Genomic DNA, 17,448 nt, shown 5'->3' with positions numbered 1-17,448 from the left:
GGCGTCTTTGGAGTTCGTAAGCAGATCGAAGGCGGCGTCACTGTTCGGACAGCGCAGCTTCCTCTGCCTTGCATTCGACGCTGGGCGCCGGGTGCTTGGCCCTGGCGGCTTCCACTTCCTTGCGAGCCGCAGCCAGATCGGCACGAAACTCGTCATCGTTATGCAACAGGGCAACCGTGGCCGCGCCCATCGTGCGGCCGGCGTCCACATCGCTTTGCCAATGCGCATTGCAGACGACCCGGCTTTGCCCGAACGCCAGGCCGCGCTTGAATATTGTGTTGGCGCGATCAGGATTGATCTCGGCCAGGACCAAGGCCCAGGCCCAGCCCGCCGCCGTATGGCCAGACGGGTATGAGCCATCCGTGCGCAGCAGCGTTTCCTGCTCGGGGAAACACGTTCCTTCGTTGTGGACGACAAACGGGCGAACCCGGTTATAGGTATTCTTGACGCCATAGGTAGACAGGCCTGCATCGGTCAGCACCTTCTGCATCAAGCGATACAGGTGCGGCGTTTGCGCCTCGGTGATGTCCACGCCCATCGCGCACGAGAAATTCTTGGCCGGCTGCGGAAACTGCAGGTCTGCGTCCAGGCGGGCTTGCGCGGCGCGCGCGCCACCGCGCAGCGGGATGGTTGCTTTCCGTGCCTCTTCGTCACGCGCGAACGCGGCGCTGTCCGCAGCAGGTGGCGGCCCCAGCAGATCGAGGCTGTTGGGCAGGTTCTCTTTGGGGATATAGCCCGGCGCCAACTCGAAGTGGGGGTCCGTAACCGCCGGGTCTGCTGCGCCCTCTGCCGCGTACGACATCGCGTGGGTCATGCCCAAGAGAGCAAGAGAAACGCGGGCTGCCTTACTGCGTATTGTGCGAAGCATATACATCGATACCATCAGTGAAATTGCAGGACATTCCCTCGCCGGGCGCTTGGTTTACCCAGGCGTCGTACGAAGGAAATCGTGGGCGAATTTACACTGCGGGGATGGACGGGAAACGTCAAATGCGTCGAGGTGAGACGGATGGGCGTGAATAATGAGACATTGCGCCGCGTGGGGAATTTTCCTGCCGGCCGGGGCAGCGCTCTACGCACCCGTCGACTGCCCGGTATCTTCTTTCCAGCCCCCTCCCAGGGCCTTGTATAGATCGATAAGATTGTTCAGCCGCGTCAGGCGCGTCCGCACCAGGGCCTGCTCCGTGCGGTATAGGGAGCGGTGGGCTTCGAGCAGCGTCAGGTAGTCATCCACCCCTTCTTCGAAGCGCTGCGCCGCCAGTTGGTAGGCGTCGCGGCTGGCGGCCACCGAGAGTTGTTCGGAGTGAATCTGCGCTTCGAGCGTGCGCTTGCCCGCCAGCCCGTCGGCCACCTCGCGAAAGGCGGTCTGCACCGCCTTTTCGTAGTTGGCGATCTCGATGCGTTTTTGCACGTGCGCCACGTCCAGGTTCGCCTTCAGGGCACCCCCGCGGAAGATGGGCACCGTAATCTGCGGCAAAAAGCTCCAGGTATCCGAGCCCGATCCAAAGAGTCCGTCCAGTGAAGCGCTTGCCGTCCCCGCCGACCCCGTCAGGCTGATCGTGGGGAAGAAGGCAGCGCGCGCGGCGCCGATATTGGCGTTTGCGCCGCGCAGCCTCTGCTCTGCCGCGCGAATGTCGGGACGACGCGCGAGTAGTTCCGATGGCAACCCGCCAGGCAGGTCGGTCGGCACGATGCCATCGGGTAGCGTGGTGGCTTCGTCAAGTTGTCGCGATAGCTCGGGCGTCAGCGGTTGCCCCATCAACAGCACGAGCGCATTGCGGTCCCTGGCTGCCTGCCGCGTGTAGACGGCATGATTGGTCTCGGCATTGCGCAGCGTAATCTCCGCAAGGCGCAAGTCGAGTTGCGTGGAGTGGCCGGCCTGGACCAGCCGGGCCGTCAGTTCGTAAGAACGCTTCTGCGTGGCTAGCGTGTCGTTTGTCAGGCGCAGCAACTCCTGATCGGCACGCAGCGTGAGGTAGGCATTGGCCACTTCGGACACCAGGCTCATTTGCGTGGCGATGCGGATGTCGGCCAGGGCCAGATAGGAGGCCAGGGCCTGGTCGCTTAGGCTGCGGATGCGGCCCCAGAGATCCAGCTCCCAGGCGGCACTTACGCCCGCCACTTCGTAGCGCCGGCTGACGCGGGCAGCACCCATGGCATCAAGGTCGGCCGGTACGCGTTCGGATGCGGCGCTGCCGGCCGCGTCCAGGTCAGGCAGCATCTCGGCACGCTGGATGCGGTACATCGCCTGCGCCGCTTCGACGTTGAGCGCGGCTTTGCGCAGATCCTGGTTGTTGCTCAACGAGATACCGATCAATTGCTGCAATAGCGGATCGAGGAAAAAGTCCCGCCACCCGATGTCAGCGACGACCACCTCGCCAGGCTTTGCGGAGGCGACGGCGTCGTAAGCGGCTCCCGATGGATAGGCCGCTTCGATCGGCGCCGCCGGGCGCTCATGCGTGGGCGCCAGCGAACATCCGGCGAGAGCGGCTGCAAGGGCGAGCGGCGCCAGCGGCCGGGCCTGGCGGGAGCGTGTGAAAAATGTCTTCATGTCAGTATTTCCTAGCCATCAGGCGCGCTGGTCGCTTGCCCCGGTGCGGGTTTCAGGGGCGGCGCGGCGCAGGGCAAGCTTGCGCACGACGACATAGAACACAGGCGTGAGCAGCAGGCCGAACAGCGTCACGCCCAGCATGCCGGCGAACACCGCGATGCCCATGGCGTGGCGCATCTCGGCGCCAGCGCCGGTGGCCAGCACCAGCGGCACCACGCCGGCGATGAAGGCGAACGAGGTCATCAGGATGGGGCGCAGCCGCAACCGCGCCGCTTCGAGAACCGCCGCCAGCGGGTCAGCGCCTTCGATTTCCTTGGCGCGGGCGAACTCGACGATCAAGATCGCGTTCTTGGCAGCCAGGCCGACCAGCACCACGAATCCGATTTGCGTGAAGATGTTGTTGTCGCCACCGGAAACCCAGACGCCGGCAATCGCCGAAAGCAGCGCCATGGGTGCAATCAACAGCACCGAGAACGGCAGCGACCAACTGTTGTATTGGGCCGCCAGGATCAGGAAGGCCAGCAGCACTGCGAGCGGGAAGATGTACAGCGCCGAATTGCCCGCCTGCTTTTCCTGGAAGACCAGATCCGTCCATTCGTGCACCATCCCTTCGGGCAGGGTCTCGCTTACGATCTTCTCGATCGCGTCCGTGGCCTGGCCCGATGAATAGCCCGGCGCCGGCCCCCCGCTGATGTCCGCGGAGGCAAAGCCGTTGTAGTGGACGATTCGATCGGGGCCTGACCCGCGCGTTATCGTCACGAAGGCACTCAGCGGAATCATGTCGCCGGCCGCGTTGCGCACCTTGAGCAGGCCGATATCCTCGGCCTGCATGCGAAACGGCGCGTCAGCCTGGGCCATGACCCGGTAGGTGCGCCCGAAGCGATTGAAGTCGTTGACGTAGAGCGACCCCAAATTGATCTGCAGCGTCTCGAATACGTCGGTCAGCGACACGCCCAAGGACTTGGCCTTCACGCGGTCGACTTCCACCCCCAGCTGCGGGGCATTGGTCTGGAAGCTGGCAAGCATGTTCGCCAGTTCGGGCGCCTGCATGGCCTTGCCCATGATCTCGCCCTGCGCCTGCGCCAGCGCTTCGAAGCCCAATCCCGCCCGATCCTCGATCTGCAACTTGAAGCCGCCCATGGCGCCCAGGCCCGGCACCGGCGGCGGCGGGAAGATACCGACGAAGCCGTCCGGGATCTGGCTGAACTTGCCCATCAGCTTTCCTGCGATGGCGTTGGCCGTCAGCGAGGCGTCTTGGCGCTCGTCGAACGGCTTGAGCATGGCGAACATCAGCGCCGAGTTCGGCACATTCACCGGGCCATTCACCGACAGGCCCGGGAAGGCCACTACGCTTTCCACCCCGGGCTCGGCCAGCGCGATCCGGGACATCTCTTTCACGACGGCCTCTGTGCGGTCCAGCGATGCGCCGCTTGGCAACTGGGCGATGCCGACCAGGAAGTACTTGTCCTGGGCCGGCACGAAGCCATTGGGCACCTGATTGAAGCCCAGCCAGGTCAGGCCCACGAAGCCGGCATACAGCAGCAGGACGATGGCGCTGCCGCGCACCGCGCGCCGCACGGCCCCGACGTAGGCGTCCGACGCCTTGTCGAAGAAGCGGTTGAAACGCCGGAAGAATCCGCCAAACACGCTTCCCATCAGGCGCGTGAGCCAATCGGATTTGGCGGCCTCGTGATGCGGTTTGAGCAGAATGGCCGCAAGCGCCGGGGACAGCGTGAGCGAATTGATGGCCGACAGCACGGTCGAGATGGCGATCGTCAGGGCGAACTGGCGATAGAACTCGCCTTGCAGGCCAGAGAGGAACGCCGAGGGGATGAACACGGCCGCCAACACGGAGGTAATGGCCAGAATCGGCCCGGTCACCTCATCCATGGCTTTGCGCGCGGCTTCCTTTGGCGGCTCGCCCAGCGCCATATGGCGTTCCACGTTTTCGACCACCACGATGGCGTCGTCCACCACGATGCCTATCGATAGCACAAGGCCGAAGAGAGACAGCGTGTTCAGCGAGAAGCCGAACATGTGCATCACGGCGAAGGTGCCCACCAGCGACACCGGCACGGCCACCAGCGGAATGATCGAGGCGCGCCAGGTCTGCAGGAACAGCACGACGACGATGACCACCAGGGCGATGGCCTCCAGCAGCGTGACGGCCACGGACTGCAGCGAGGCGCGCACGAAGACCGTGGGGTCATAGGCGATCCGGTACGCGATGTCCTGCGGGAAGCCCCGCTGAAGCGTTTCCATCTTGTCGCGGACGGCATTGGAAACATCGATGGCATTGGCGCCAGGGCTCTGGATGATCTGCAAGGCAGGGGCCGATTCGCCATCGATCAGGCTGCGCAGGGTATAGGCATCGGCGCCCAGGGACACGCGGGCGACGTCGCGAAGGCGGGTGACTTGGCCATCGGCGCCGGTTTTGACGACGATTTCACCGAACTGCTCCACGCTGGCCAGGCGGCCGAGCGTGTTGACGGTCACCTGGAAAGCGGCCGACGTATCCGGTTGCTGGCCCACGGATCCGGCGGCGACCTGCACGTTCTGCTCGCGCAGGGCCGCAACCACATCACTGGCAGTCAATCCCCGCGTGGCGACCTTGGACGGATCGAGCCAGACTCGCATGGAGTATTCTCCGGCGCCCCAGACCAGGACATCGCCGACGCCAGGCAGGCGCGCGAGTTCGTCGCGCACCTGCCGGATGGCGAAGTTGGACAGATAAAGCGGGTCGTACCGCTTGTCCGGCGAGACGATGTGCACGACCATCAACACGTCCGGAGACGTCTTCTGCGTGACGACCCCGATGCGCTGCACTTCCTCGGGCAGGCGCGGCAAGGCGCGCGAAACCCGGTTCTGCACCTGGATCTGCGCCATGTCGGGATCCGTGCCCTGCTTGAACGCGATGGTAAGCACCATCCGGCCATCGGTCGCCATCTGGGAATTCATGTAGAGCATTCCCTCGACGCCATTGATCACTTGTTCAAGCGGGGCGGCGACGGTGTCGGCGATCACCTCAGGGTTGGCGCCGGGGTAGCTCGCCGTCACCTGCACCGTGGGCGGCGTGACGGCGGGGTATTCGCTCAGCGGCAATTGCCAGAAGGCGATGGCGCCGGCCAGCAGCATGAGCAGGGACAGGACGATGGCGAAGATCGGCCGCGCGATGAAGAAGTGAGGGAACTTCATTGGCGCGCCTCCGAGGCGGCTGCCTGCTGCATGGGAACCACGCGGGGCGTGACCGCCATGCCGGGGCGCACCAGGCCCTTGATGACGATCCGGTCGCCGCCTTGCAAGCCGGTATTGATGACACGCAGCCCTTCCTCCATCTGGCCCAGCTCTACCGCGCGGTATTGGGCCAGGTTGTCCTTGCCGACGACCAGCACATAATTCTTCCCTTGGTCCGTGCCAACGGCCTGATCGTCCACCAGGATGGCCGGGCGCTCGCCGCCGGTCGCCAGTCTGGCTCGGGCGAACAGGCCCGGCGCCAATTGGCCATCGGGGTTCGGGATCACGGCGCGGGCGCGGATGGTGCCGGTACTGCGATCGATCTGGTTGGCGACGAAGTCGAGCGTGCCTGTGTAGGGAAACCCGCGATCCGTGGTCAGCCCCACGGCGACGGAAAGCGCCGGCTTGCCGCCACCGGCGTCGGGCCGGGCGTGCCTGACCGCGTTGAGGTAGGTCGCCTCGTCGATGTCGAAGTAGACGTGCACGGGGTCGATCGACACGATCGTGGTCAGCAGCGTGGCAGCGCCCGCCGCCCCGCCACTGACCAGATTGCCTTCGGTCACCAGCACCCGGTCAACGCGCCCGGATATCGGCGCAGTGATGCGCGCGTACGAGAGATCAAGCCGCGCCGCGGCGATGGCCGCCTTGGCCACCTGCACCTGGGCTTGGCTGGCGTTGCGCGCCGACACGGCATCGTCGTAGCTTTTGCGCGAGACCGCGCCGGTGGACACCAGCCGGTGGGCCCGGTCGAAGTCGGCCTGGGCCTGCCCGGCCAACGCCTCCGCCTGGCGCAATTGTGCCGTGGCGGTATCCAGCGCGACCTGAAAGGGTCGCGGGTCGATCTGGAACAGCTGCTGTCCTTTTCGCACCAGGCTACCTTCGGGAACACTGACCGCATCGACGGCTCCGCCAACACGTGAGCGCAGCTCGACAGACTTGGGAGCCGCCAGGAATCCCGTGAAATCAGTCGACGGCGCGATCGTGCGCACGACGACCTCCGCGACAGGCACCTGCGGCGCCGCGGGCGCCGACGCCTTACCTTCGTTACCTGAGACCTCCCTGGGAACAAACGCGATGGTGCCGGCCGCCGCGATGACACCCGCCAATACGGCAATCTTGAATTTTCGACGCATGAAAAAACCCCTTCAGCGCAGCAGGGCGTCGGCCTTTCCGAAGCATCTCTGCAGCATTTTTCGGAAAGGCTAGGTATTGCAATGGTGGGAAGGTCAAGGCATTCGTAGGCGTCCGAGAAGGGTGTTGACCTTTCAACCATTGCAAGGAATAGATTGATCCCGTCGTTCCAGGGCGGCACATACCGAGCCGTCCACTCCCCCTGAAGCACTCGGAGCCATCATGCAGAAAACACCCAACTCAGCCCCCCATCCCCACGAAGCGACCACCACGGCTTCACTTGGCAGTAGCGAGGCCTTTGAGGCCTACCGCAGCGTCAATGAACGTATGCACAAGGACATGATGATCGACGCCACAGGCGACGCCGACGTGGACTTCATGCGTGGCATGATCCCCCACCACCAAGGCGCCATAGACATGGCGAAAGTGGCGCTTCGGTATGGCAAGGACCCGATCGTTCGTGCGCTTGCCGAAGACGTGATCCAGGCCCAGGAGGGCGAGATCACGATGATGCAGGAATGGCTCGACGCGCGAGGCCTGCGATGAAAATTTTCTAGAGCACGTTCCAAAGCTAGCAGCCTGAATGGATCACGGCGCTCGGCAACTCGCACGCGGCACTTGACCTGGATCGAGTTTCCCCAGTTAATGTCGCTGCCTACGTCCTAGCATTACCAATGTAGGAGTTTCTCCCTCCCTCTCCTCGTTTCCATTTATGGTTGCCTCCACGCTCGTCGCCATGCTGTGTGCACACCTGTTGTGCTTTTCGGTCATGTTTTTGCTTATCAGTCGTCGCTTGCCCGGCAACCGGATGGGGATGGATTTTTTTGCGGTAGGCAATCTTCTGCTGGCGTTGGCCTACATCCTGCAACTGCTTGAGGGGGGACCGGCCTGGAGCGTGATGAGCGTCATCAACCACACCCTCACGCTGGCTGCCCCCATCGCCTACTGGCTTGGCGCCATGCGCTTTTTTGGGCGTCAAGTTCCATTGTGGCGTCCGTTGATCATTTTTTCCGTGGCCTACGGCATAGCGCAATTATTGGTGCAATGGAACGCAGGACCCACCGCGCGCTATGCAATGCTTGCGGCGACGGCGAGCCTGCTTTTCTTTGCAATGGCCATCACCGTGATCTACGGTGTGCGCACTTTCGCAAAAGACTTGTACGGAGAGATGGTTTTCTTTGCGCTTCTGATTGGCGGGATCTGTGTTCTCAATGCGCTGAAGTTCTTGAAAATCGTAGATGACGGTTTGGATGCGCTGCACATGGACAGCCGCTTTCAAATGATCTTCTACATCTACATGTCGACTCTGGCTACCATCGTGCCGCCCTCCATTGTCTGGCTGGTACTGCGGCGGCTGACGGATAGTCTGCGCAACATAGCGGCGCGCGATCCCATGACGGACCTGCTCAATCGCAGAGGGCTTCTGGATGCGCTTAAACGGTATTTCGATTCTCGGCAGTCCGCGCCCGTTCGCTTGCTGCTGTTGGATGTCGACCATTTCAAGCGGATCAATGACACCTACGGCCACCAAGCCGGGGATGAAGTCATATGCCAAGTGGCGGAACTACTTCGCTCCACCGTTCGTCGTGGCGACTTGACGGGCCGTATCGGGGGAGAGGAATTCGTGGCAATCTTCCTGGAGGCGGACGGTGACACGGTAATCACCTTGGCAGAGCGCCTACGTACCCGCATTGAAAGCCAAGGCATCAACGTGACGGGTTCTAGTAGTTCCCTGCGCTGTACGATCACCATTGGAATTTCGCCCCCCTTCCATGGCGCCCATGGCCTGGAGGATGCGCTTCGACAAGCCGACGCGGCGCTCTACAGAGGAAAGGCGGCGGGACGCAATCGGGTCGAATTCTCCGACCTGACGTTGTCAGACTGCAATTCATGACGCTGTATGCAGTCTGATACCTTAACGAAGCACACCTTCTCAGGAGACTCCCCATGCCAAAGTTCGTGACGATCGGATATGGAGACCAGGCGGGTTACGACCGTACGGCAGCCCCCCTCCGCGATGCTGCGCATGCGCACGACGCGCGGTTGAAACAAGACGGCGTGTTGATGGGCATCGCAGGCGCCCCGGTGCAGGTACGCAATCATGACGCTGCCGGCGTCGAAACGACGAACGCGCCCTATATGCGCGCGCCCTTGCCGGTGGCTGGCTTTTCCATCATCGAGGCGGCTGACCTGGCCGAGGCGATTGACCTGGTGTCACGCACTCCCTGCGCGGTTGCGCATGGTGTTGTAGAGGTATGGCCATTGGAACAGCCTTAAAGGAGGACAGCCGATGAACCGACCGAATTTCATCAAGCATTGGACTGAACTTGAAGAACCCGATGCGCATTCCTATCAGGGCGATACCGAGCCGATGGCGCTGGATGCGCCGCTTGCCGCGGCACTTGGGATTACCCGTATCGGCATTCATCACGTCAGGCTGTTGCCTGGCCGGCGGACGTCTTATCCGCACGCGGAAAGTACCGAACAGGAGTTTGTGTACGTGCTCGAGGGCAAGCCCGACGTGTGGATCGATGGTGTGCTGCATCCCCTTGCGGAAGGGGACGCCGTCGCGTTTCCTGCGGGAACCGGCATCTGCCACACCTTCATCAACAATACGCAGGACGCTGTGCGGCTGATGGTCATCGGCGAACCTACCCGCGATGACAATCGCGTGCGTTTCCCGCTTAATGACGCGTACGAGCGTACGCGCGCTAATCGCTGGGTGGATTGGCCGGCCCGGCCGCTCGGAGACCATGACGGGAAGCCTGACTGAGTGCGGGACTGAGCCCGGCAATGCATGGCACTGCCTGTTCCGGCGTCAGTTGCTGTTGATCCACTCCTGTGTATCCCGGACGAACCACGGAAGATTCAGTTTTTCGCCTTCGCCGGACTGTATGGTCAAGCGCTGATCCGAAGACCCGGGCGGGGTGTTTGCGCGCTGCGTCGTGGAAGATGGCCGGCTGCGATAGTCCATATCGGTTTGCCGGGGCGGATTGTTCGCGCAGGCGGCAATCGACGCGCACGCGACCGCGGCAAGGACGGGTCTTACGGTTGAGCGAAGGATCTTCATGATGGACGGGTTCCCGCTGGTGGCACAGGCCGACGTGCCGGCAATCAAAGGCCTCTACTGCGTACCTTACTCGCAATGCGCGGTCTCTGTTGGCGTCGTTCGCCCCTGCACCCATCGCGCAAAATCCTCTGCCCGCGGGTCGTCGGGCGCCGGCGCGTACACCACCAGCCGCAAATGGCGGCTTTCGTCCACGGACAAGGTCGCGTGCTCGAAGGCCACCTCTCCCAGCGGTTCGATATGCAGCTTGCGCACACCCATGCACGTGCCGTGCACGTCGTGTTCGCGCCACCAGGCCTTGAAATCCGGCGATACACGTTCCAGTTCGTCGACCAGTTCGGCGATGTCGGGCACGCCCGCCGCGCTGGCGAAATCGCGCCGGAAGGTGGACAGCATGGCGGGCGCTTGCGCTTGCCAGTCGACGAACACCTGCCGCATCGAGGGCGCCACGAACAGCATCCACAGTAGGTTACGGCGGCCGGGCGCTTGCGCCGAGAAGCCGAAGACGTGGTCGGCGGCGGCGTTCCACACCACCACGTCCCAACGCAGGTTCAAGATGTAGGCCGGCCGGGCGGGCAAGTCTTCCATCAGTCGGCGCACCTGTGGCGGCACGGTGCACACGGTGCGGCCCGGCTCGGCAGGCGGGCGTTGATGGGCCAGCAGATACAGGTGGCGGCGCTCGGCGGGGTCCAGTTTCAGTACGCGCGCCAGGTTTTCCAGGAAGGTGGCCGACACGCTGATGTTGCGGCCCTGTTCGAACCAGGTGTACCAGGCCAGGCCCACGCCCGCCAACGCGGCCACTTCCTCGCGGCGCAGTCCGGGCGTTCGGCGGCGGCCGCCGGCGGGCAGGCCCAGCGCCGTCGGGCTGAGGCGTTCACGACGCAGGCGCAGGAATTCGGACAGGTCCGCTCGTGTGCGGTCCAGGCGCTGGGGGATGGGAGCGTCAGTCATCGCGAGAATAAGCATCCTGGCGGGCAGGCTATTGCAAGCAGTAATAGCATAAACAGCTAAATTGTATAAGGCTGAAGGTCCACCCAGAATAGCGCCAATCCCGTTTTCGCTGGCGTATTCATGACCTCGACCACCCTGCCTTCCCCTTGCGCGCCCCGCGCCCCCGACGCCCCTGCGCTCAGCCCGCTGGGCCTGGCCGTGCTGCTGTCGGGCGGCTTCATCACGATCTTCGACCTGTTCGTGGTGAACGTCGCCATCCCAAGCATGCAGGCCACGTTGTCGGCCAGCTTTGCGCAGATCAACTTCATCATCGTCGCCTACGAATTGGCGTATGGCGTGCTGCTGATCGCCGGCAGCCGCTTGGGCGACCGCCACGGGCGCCGCCGCTTGTTCATGCTGGGCATGGCCGGCTTTGCGTTGGCGTCCGCGCTTTGCGGGCTGGCTCCCACGGCCGATACGCTGATCGGGGCACGTATCCTCCAAGGCGTCGCGGCCGCCATGCTGTTCCCGCAGGTGTATGCGCTGATCCGCGTCAGCTACGAAGGCCATGCGCGGCGGCGCGCGTTCGGTTTGATGGGCATGACGCTGGGGCTGGCGGCCATCGCCGGACAGGTGCTGGGCGGCTGGATCGTGCATGCGGACGTGTTCGGCCTGGCGTGGCGCACCATCTTCCTGATCAACGTGCCGCTGGGCCTGTTGGCGTGGCGCTTGGCTCGCCACATTCCCGAGTCCCGCGAGGCGTCGGCCGCGGCAATGGACTGGCCCGGCGCGGCAATGGTGGGCACGGGGTTGGCCTTGCTGTTGCTGGCATTGATCGAAGGGCCGGCGCGGCAGTGGCCGATCTGGACAATCGCTTGCGGCGGCGCATCGGCCATATTGCTGGCGCTGTTCGTGCGCGTGCAGCGCCGCGTGCGGGCCAACGGCGACGCGCCGCTGGTCGACATGGCTTTGCTGGCGCAACCGCGCTTTGCGGCCGGCTGCCTGCTGGTGATGTTTGTCTTCTCGACCGCCAGCGCGATGTTCCTGTGCTATGCCCTGCTGGTGCAGACCGGCTTCGGCCTGGATGCGCTGACCGCTGGCCTGATTTTCGCGCCGGCCAGCGTGGGCTTCGTGGCGGGGTCGATGGTTGCGCCACGTTTGGTGGCGCGCTTTGGCACGGGCGCCATCGCGCTGGCGGCGTTGTTGTATGGCGGGGCCACGGCCGCGCTGATGGTGCACGTGGGCACCGCAGGCGCGGCCTTGGCGCCGTGGTCGCTGGTGCCGGCGCTGGTCTGGCTGGGCGCGGCGCAAGGCGCGGTCAATACGCCGCTGGTGAATCTGGTGCTGGGCCTGGTTGAAGACCGCCAGGCCGGCATGGCGGCAGGTGTGGTGTCGACCTTGCAGCAGGTGGGCGCCGCGTTAGGCGTGTCGGCGGCGGGCATGCTGTTCGGCGGCGCGCTGCACGCGCATGCCGACGCCAGTGCTCCCGAGCGTTATGCGCAGGCATTCGCGTCGGCCATGCAGTTCAACGTGGCGGCGATTGCGGCGTCGGTCATGCTGCTGGGGTGGCTGGGCCGCCAGCGCTGAACCGACGCACAGCTGCGTGGCTGCCCGGGCGCGAGCCGGACTATCCCGCCGACAGTTCGCGCGCGCGCTGTTCGGCCTTGTGCGCCGCCTGCGTGATCGCGTCTGCGACACCGGCCTCGCGCATATGCGACAACGCGGCGTAGGTGGTGCCGCCCTTGGAAGTGACGCGGTCCTGCAGTTCCGTCAGCGGCACGTCTTCGCTGGCGGCCAACCCTGCCGCGCCGCGAAACGCGGACACGGCCAGCCGGCGCGCATCGGTCGCGGAAAAGCCAAGCTCCACCGCGCCTTTTTCCAAGGCGGCCATGAAGTAGAAGACGTAGCCGGGACCGCTTCCCGTCACGGCGGTCACCGCGTCGATCATGGCTTCGCTGTCTACCCAGATACGTTCGCCCACCGCGGCGAACAAGGCATCCACCTGGCCGCGTTCGGCGTCGCTGCAGGCGGGCGTGGCGTAAAGCCCCGTCATGCCCAGCCCCACCTTGGCGGGTGTGTTCGGCATGGCGCGCACGATGCGCGCATGGCCGCCCAGCCATTCCGATAGCGATGCCAGCTCAACCCCCGCGGCGATGCTGACCACGGTGGCCGCTGCCGACAGATGCTGATGCACCTGGCCGCAAGCCTCGCGCAAAGCCTGCGGCTTAGTGGCCAGCACGCACAACGCCGCATCGGCGATTTCCGGACCGACGCTTTCGCGGCAGTTCAGGCCGCGCGCGAACAGCGCGTCGCGCGTCGGCGCATAGGGCTCGATCACGAGGAAGTCGGACAGTTCGCGGCCCTGGCGCAGCAGGCCGTCGATGATGGCGGAGGCCATATTGCCGCCGCCGATGAAAACGATCTTTTCTCGCATATTGCTGTGCTTCCAAAAAAGGGGGTGGCAAGACGGGTTCAGCGCTTTCGCACCGCTGCGGCGTCCAGCGCGCCGATACGGTTGCGGCCCAGCAGCCTGAGGGTATTGTCGAGCTCGGTGCGCAGGATGGCCAGGACTTCGTTCGCCCCGGCCGGTCCGCGCCCCGCCAGGCCATACAGCGGCGCACGGCCCAGCAGCACGGCGCGCGCACCCAGCGCCACCGCCTTGGCGATATCGCTGCCGCGGCGCACGCCGCCGTCCACCAGGATCTCTAGCGACTGCCCGAGTTCCGCGGCGACCTCGGGCAGCACTTCCAGCGGGCAAGGCGCGCTTTCCAGCTGACGGCCGCCGTGGTTGGACAGCACGATGCCGTCCACGCCGTGCGCCTGCGCGCGCCGCGCGTCGGCCATGCCCTGGATGCCCTTGATCACGATGCGGCCGCGCCAGTGGCGGCGCAGCCAGGCCACGTCGTTCCAGCTCAGCGCCAGATCCATCTGCCGACTTAGTGCAGAGGCCTGTTCAGTGATGTTCTCGCGCGCGTTGGAACTGACGGCCAGGTTCTTTAACTGCGGCCCGCCGTGGCGCAACATTTGCCAGCACCAGCCCGGATGCGCCGCCAGATCCAGCAGCAGTTGGCGCGACGGCCGCAGCGGCAGCTTGAATCCATTGCGCTTGTCGTGGTCGCGGTTGCCATGCACCGGTACGTCCACGGTCAGGAACAGCACGGTGTAGCCGTTCTGCCAGGCGCGGTCCATCAGGTGTTCGGCGATGCGGCGGTCGCGCTGCACATACAGCTGCAGCCACAATTCACCGGGCGTGGCGGCGCGTACGTCTTCCAGCAACGAGGTCGACGCGGTGGACAGCACGAACGGCAAACCCGCCTGATGCGCGGCGCGCGCCAGATGCACGTCGGCTTGCGGCCAGAAGAGCCCATTCAGGCCCGTCGGCCCCACGATGGCGGGCATGGCGGCTGAGGCCCCCAGCACCGTGGCGTCCAGGCGGCAATCCGTCACGTCCACCAGCACGTCGGGGCGGAATTCCAGATCGGCGTAAGCCGCCCGGTTGCGAGCAAGGGTCAGGCCGTCTTCTGCTCCGCCCTCCAGGTAATCAAACGCCAGCCGGGGCAGCCGCCTTTGCGCCTGCCGCCGGTAATCCATCACGCTGGGAAGCATGTCCTTCCTTGATTTGCGGGGGTCGAATAGAATTGCATTTCACACGATATGATTGTATTTCGATCATTTTAAAAATCGCAATCCGGAACAGCCACTAGGGGCGAATTCAGCGTGGCAAGGGGTGGACGCGCGACAAGCCGTGGCCAGCAAAGCTTGGCAGAATGCGGGTTTGCGGGGACCACAACAATCCGCCCGCCGCAAGGGACGCCCGTTATCGGACGGATTCACTCCTAGTACATACCCTAGAATTAATTGAAATACGATTATTCAAATCGAAAAGCGATTTAAGTAATCGTATGCTGTGCCTCAATGCGCTCGGACTTCCGTCGAACTCCGAGCCCCATTCGGGACCACAGACATGACCAACGGCATCACCCTGCTAGACGCGTTGACCCAGGCCCTGGGCGCGGACGCCATCCTTCACTCCGACGCCGACACCGCCGGCTACACCGAAGACTGGCGCGGCCGATACAAGGGCCCGGCGCTGTGCGTCGCCCTGCCGGGCAACACGCAGCAGGTCGCCGACATCGTCCGGCTGTGCAACGCGCACGCCACACCGGTGCTGCCGCAGGGCGGCAACACCAGCCTGTGCGGCGGAGCCGTGCCCGACGCCGCCGGCAAGCCGCCCGTCATCGTGAACCTGGCGCGCATGCGCCGGGTCCGCCGGGTCGATGCCGCCAACAACTCCATGGAAGTCGAAGCGGGTTGCGTGCTGGCCACGGTGCACGACGCGGCGGCCGCCGAAGGCCGCCTGTACCCCATCAGCCTGGGCGCCGAAGGCTCGTGCCAGATCGGCGGCACCATCGCCACCAACGCCGGCGGAACGGGCGTGCTGCGCTACGGCAACACGCGCGACAACATCCTGGGCCTGGAAGTGGTGCTGCCCGACGGCACCATCTGGAATGGCCTGACGGCGCTGCGCAAGAACAACACCGGTTTCGACCTTAAACACCTGTTCATCGGCGCCGAAGGCACGATGGGCATCGTCACCGCCGCCGTGCTGAAGCTGCACCCGCTGCCCACGGCGCACGCCGTGGCCTGGATGGCACCGGACAGCCCGCAGGCCGCACTCGAGATCCTGGGCCTGTTCCAACGCGCGTGCGGCTCGCGCCTGTCGGCCTTTGAAATGATCGACAGCAACCAGCTGGACATCGTGATGGCGCACGTGCCGGGCCGCAAGAATCCGCTGGCCGGCGCGCATCCCTGGCACGTGCTGGTGGAACTGTCCGACACCGGCAACGGCGCCGAACTGCAAGACCTGCTGCAGCAGATCCTGGAACAAGCGTCTGAGCTTGGCCTGCTGCACGATGCCGTCGTGGCCAGCAACGACACGCAGCGCGCCGCGCTCTGGGAAGTGCGCCACAGCGTGTCCGAAGGCAACAAGAAGGCGGGCGTGGGCCTGACCACCGACAGCGCGGTACCAGTCTCCAGCGTGCCGCGTTTCATCGATGAAGCCACGGCGGCCGTGCGCCGCCTGGTGCCCGGCCTGCCCGTGCTGATCGTGGCCCACCTGGGCGACGGCAACGTGCACTTCATTCCGTTCTTCACGTTCGACGCCTGGAACGCCCTGCCCGACCGCGACACGATGGCGGCCGACATCCGGCGCGCCGTCAACGACGTGGCGGACGCGCTGGGCGGCACCTTCAGCGCCGAACATGGCGTGGGCCGCACGTCGCTGGCCGAAATGGCGCACTACAAGTCGCCCGTCGAACTGGCGATGATGCGCGCCCTGAAAGCCACCTTCGATCCCGCCAACCTTTTCAACCCCGGCCGCTTGCTGCCTTGAGCCGTCGTTCTTGATCCGTAGTCCCTGACCCGACCCGCAGGAGTCTTCCATGAAATCGACCTCCCACAACGCTTCGCGCCGCAGCGCGCTGAAAACCGTTGCCGCCGGCGCCGCCGCGCTGGCCATGCCCATGATCTGGACGCCGTCGCGTGCGGCGTCCAAGCGCATCGTCGTGCGCGACGACGGCGGCATCTACAGCAAGGCGTATGGCGCCGTGTTCTACAAGCCGTTCACGGAAGCCACCGGCATCCAGGTCGTGGGCGTGCAGGCCAACGCCGAGCCCACCGCGCAGATCCGCAGCATGGTGGACACCGGCAACTACACCTGGGACATGGCCAAGATCAGCCAGCCCGCCATCCTGATGCTGACAGAAGGCGGCAAGGTGTACCTGGAAAAGCACGGCCTGGAATCCGATCCCGTCGTGGCCACCATTCCCAAGCAATACATGTCGCCGTACGGCGTGGGCAACAACGTCTACACCACCGTGCTGGCCTACCGCACCGACGCGTTCAAGGGCCGCCGCGCCCCGGCGTCGTGGGCCGACTTCTGGAACGTGAAGGACATCCCGGGACGCCGCGGCCTGCGCAAGCACCCGTTCGACACCATCGAAGAAGCGCTGATGGCCGACGGCGTGCCCACGGACAAGGTTTACCCCTGCGACATCGACCGCGCGCTGGCCAGCCTGGACAAGGTCAAGCCGTCGGTGGACGTGTGGTGGAACACGGGCGCCCAGGTCGAACAGATGCTGGGCTCGGGCGAAGTCGACATGATCGCCACCTGGGTGTCGCGCGCGCAATCGGCAATTGCCAACGGCGCGCCGGTGCAGATCGTCTGGGACCAGAACATCTGGGGCTGCGACAACTGGTCCATCCTGAAAGGCACGCCCAACGCCGACGCTTGCCGCGAATTCATCAAGTTCGCGTCCGACCCCAAGCGGCAGGCCGCGCTGGTTGAATTCTTTGCCGCCGGCGTGACGCAACCCGCTGCCTTCGACTACATCAAGGCCGACGTGGCGCGCAATTGCCCGACCCACCCCGACAACATCAAGACCGGCCTGCACATCAACGCGGCGTACTGGCTGGACAAGCAGCGCGACGTGCTCGAGCGCTTCAACGGCTGGGTCCTGAAGTAATTCTTTTCTGA

At 64.8% G+C, this 17,448-nt stretch carries 15 protein-coding genes; 7 read left to right on the top strand and 8 right to left on the bottom strand.

Features of this window, described 5'->3' with window-relative positions; genetic code table 11:
- Nucleotides 1-37: 37 nt before the first annotated feature.
- The 4 genes from AC3WMU_RS14075 to AC3WMU_RS14060 form a co-directional block, all read right to left on the bottom strand.
- Nucleotides 38-814 (bottom strand): acid phosphatase, encoded by a 777-nt coding sequence (locus AC3WMU_RS14075; RefSeq protein WP_492282520.1) that lies wholly within the window; start codon nt 812-814, stop codon nt 38-40.
- Between the two features lie 258 nt (nt 815-1,072).
- Entirely contained in the window at nt 1,073-2,551 is a 1,479-nt protein-coding gene (locus AC3WMU_RS14070; RefSeq protein WP_492282519.1) for an efflux transporter outer membrane subunit, read from the bottom strand.
- Nucleotides 2,552-2,569: 18 nt separating this feature from the next.
- Nucleotides 2,570-5,746, bottom strand: a complete 3,177-nt coding sequence (locus AC3WMU_RS14065) for an efflux RND transporter permease subunit (RefSeq protein ID WP_424625368.1) — start codon at nt 5,744-5,746, stop codon at nt 2,570-2,572.
- Nucleotides 5,743-6,918 carry an efflux RND transporter periplasmic adaptor subunit gene (locus tag AC3WMU_RS14060; RefSeq protein WP_280026628.1) on the bottom strand — a complete coding sequence of 392 codons (1,176 nt, stop codon included), beginning with the start codon at nt 6,916-6,918 and terminating at the stop codon, nt 5,743-5,745. Before AC3WMU_RS14060 ends, AC3WMU_RS14065 begins: the two co-directional genes overlap by 4 nt.
- 220 nt (nt 6,919-7,138) lie before the next feature.
- Between AC3WMU_RS14060 and copM the strand changes: the two genes are divergently transcribed.
- The 4 genes from copM (at nt 7,139) to AC3WMU_RS14040 (ending at nt 9,689) form a co-directional block, all read left to right on the top strand.
- Complete coding sequence (gene copM / locus AC3WMU_RS14055; RefSeq protein WP_492282518.1) at nt 7,139-7,462, top strand: CopM family metallochaperone; 324 nt, start codon at nt 7,139-7,141, stop codon at nt 7,460-7,462.
- A 166-nt stretch (nt 7,463-7,628) separates the two neighbouring features.
- A complete protein-coding gene (locus tag AC3WMU_RS14050; protein WP_454677946.1) occupies nt 7,629-8,810 on the top strand; it encodes a GGDEF domain-containing protein in 1,182 nt (393 codons plus the stop codon).
- A 53-nt stretch (nt 8,811-8,863) separates the two neighbouring features.
- Nucleotides 8,864-9,193, top strand: coding sequence for a YciI family protein (locus AC3WMU_RS14045; protein ID WP_454677947.1), 330 nt, complete (start codon nt 8,864-8,866; stop codon nt 9,191-9,193).
- 13 nt (nt 9,194-9,206) lie between these two features.
- Nucleotides 9,207-9,689 (top strand): cupin domain-containing protein, encoded by a 483-nt coding sequence (locus AC3WMU_RS14040; protein WP_424625366.1) that lies wholly within the window; start codon nt 9,207-9,209, stop codon nt 9,687-9,689.
- Between the two features lie 45 nt (nt 9,690-9,734).
- On the opposite strand, the gene AC3WMU_RS14035 is transcribed toward AC3WMU_RS14040, so the two are convergent.
- Both AC3WMU_RS14035 and AC3WMU_RS14030 read right to left on the bottom strand, forming a co-directional pair.
- Nucleotides 9,735-9,986 carry a hypothetical protein gene (locus AC3WMU_RS14035; RefSeq protein ID WP_081534002.1) on the bottom strand — a complete coding sequence of 84 codons (252 nt, stop codon included), beginning with the start codon at nt 9,984-9,986 and terminating at the stop codon, nt 9,735-9,737.
- Nucleotides 9,987-10,052: 66 nt separating this feature from the next.
- Nucleotides 10,053-10,934 (bottom strand): helix-turn-helix transcriptional regulator, encoded by an 882-nt coding sequence (locus AC3WMU_RS14030; protein ID WP_454677948.1) that lies wholly within the window; start codon nt 10,932-10,934, stop codon nt 10,053-10,055.
- 120 nt (nt 10,935-11,054) lie between these two features.
- On the opposite strand from AC3WMU_RS14030, the gene AC3WMU_RS14025 reads away from it, so the two are divergent.
- The gene (locus AC3WMU_RS14025; RefSeq protein WP_492282517.1) at nt 11,055-12,500 is read left to right on the top strand and encodes an MFS transporter; all 1,446 of its coding nucleotides are present in this window, start codon (nt 11,055-11,057) and stop codon (nt 12,498-12,500) included.
- A gap of 40 nt (nt 12,501-12,540) precedes the next feature.
- On the opposite strand, the gene proC is transcribed toward AC3WMU_RS14025, so the two are convergent.
- Together proC and AC3WMU_RS14015 are read right to left on the bottom strand one after the other, a co-directional pair.
- The gene (gene proC, locus AC3WMU_RS14020; protein WP_006222478.1) at nt 12,541-13,347 is read right to left on the bottom strand and encodes a pyrroline-5-carboxylate reductase; all 807 of its coding nucleotides are present in this window, start codon (nt 13,345-13,347) and stop codon (nt 12,541-12,543) included.
- 38 nt (nt 13,348-13,385) lie between these two features.
- Nucleotides 13,386-14,519, bottom strand: coding sequence for an alpha-hydroxy acid oxidase (locus tag AC3WMU_RS14015; RefSeq protein WP_492282516.1), 1,134 nt, complete (start codon nt 14,517-14,519; stop codon nt 13,386-13,388).
- Between the two features lie 358 nt (nt 14,520-14,877).
- Here AC3WMU_RS14015 and AC3WMU_RS14010 point away from each other — a divergent pair, with 358 nt between their 5' ends.
- Nucleotides 14,878-16,305 (top strand): FAD-binding oxidoreductase, encoded by a 1,428-nt coding sequence (locus AC3WMU_RS14010; protein WP_492282515.1) that lies wholly within the window; start codon nt 14,878-14,880, stop codon nt 16,303-16,305.
- Between the two features lie 49 nt (nt 16,306-16,354).
- A complete protein-coding gene (locus AC3WMU_RS14005; protein ID WP_006222481.1) occupies nt 16,355-17,437 on the top strand; it encodes an ABC transporter substrate-binding protein in 1,083 nt (360 codons plus the stop codon).
- Nucleotides 17,438-17,448 lie beyond the last annotated feature (11 nt).

This window comes from Achromobacter sp. FW305-C-13 (assembly GCF_058783475.1).
Note: the sequence above shows the minus strand (reverse complement) of the source record. Positions and strands in the feature narration are given on the sequence as shown.

Coding starts and splice junctions, on each gene's coding strand:
- AC3WMU_RS14070 (WP_492282519.1), bottom strand. CDS start 2,551: ATGAAGACATTTTTCACACGCTCCCGCCAGGCCCGGCCGCTGGCGCCG.
- AC3WMU_RS14005 (WP_006222481.1), top strand. CDS start 16,355: ATGAAATCGACCTCCCACAACGCTTCGCGCCGCAGCGCGCTGAAAACC.
- copM (WP_492282518.1), top strand. CDS start 7,139: ATGCAGAAAACACCCAACTCAGCCCCCCATCCCCACGAAGCGACCACC.
- AC3WMU_RS14065 (WP_424625368.1), bottom strand. CDS start 5,746: ATGAAGTTCCCTCACTTCTTCATCGCGCGGCCGATCTTCGCCATCGTC.
- AC3WMU_RS14035 (WP_081534002.1), bottom strand. CDS start 9,986: ATGAAGATCCTTCGCTCAACCGTAAGACCCGTCCTTGCCGCGGTCGCG.
- AC3WMU_RS14040 (WP_424625366.1), top strand. CDS start 9,207: ATGAACCGACCGAATTTCATCAAGCATTGGACTGAACTTGAAGAACCC.
- AC3WMU_RS14010 (WP_492282515.1), top strand. CDS start 14,878: ATGACCAACGGCATCACCCTGCTAGACGCGTTGACCCAGGCCCTGGGC.
- AC3WMU_RS14075 (WP_492282520.1), bottom strand. CDS start 814: ATGACCCACGCGATGTCGTACGCGGCAGAGGGCGCAGCAGACCCGGCG.
- AC3WMU_RS14030 (WP_454677948.1), bottom strand. CDS start 10,934: ATGACTGACGCTCCCATCCCCCAGCGCCTGGACCGCACACGAGCGGAC.
- proC (WP_006222478.1), bottom strand. CDS start 13,347: ATGCGAGAAAAGATCGTTTTCATCGGCGGCGGCAATATGGCCTCCGCC.
- AC3WMU_RS14045 (WP_454677947.1), top strand. CDS start 8,864: ATGCCAAAGTTCGTGACGATCGGATATGGAGACCAGGCGGGTTACGAC.
- AC3WMU_RS14050 (WP_454677946.1), top strand. CDS start 7,629: ATGGTTGCCTCCACGCTCGTCGCCATGCTGTGTGCACACCTGTTGTGC.
- AC3WMU_RS14060 (WP_280026628.1), bottom strand. CDS start 6,918: ATGCGTCGAAAATTCAAGATTGCCGTATTGGCGGGTGTCATCGCGGCG.
- AC3WMU_RS14015 (WP_492282516.1), bottom strand. CDS start 14,519: ATGCTTCCCAGCGTGATGGATTACCGGCGGCAGGCGCAAAGGCGGCTG.
- AC3WMU_RS14025 (WP_492282517.1), top strand. CDS start 11,055: ATGACCTCGACCACCCTGCCTTCCCCTTGCGCGCCCCGCGCCCCCGAC.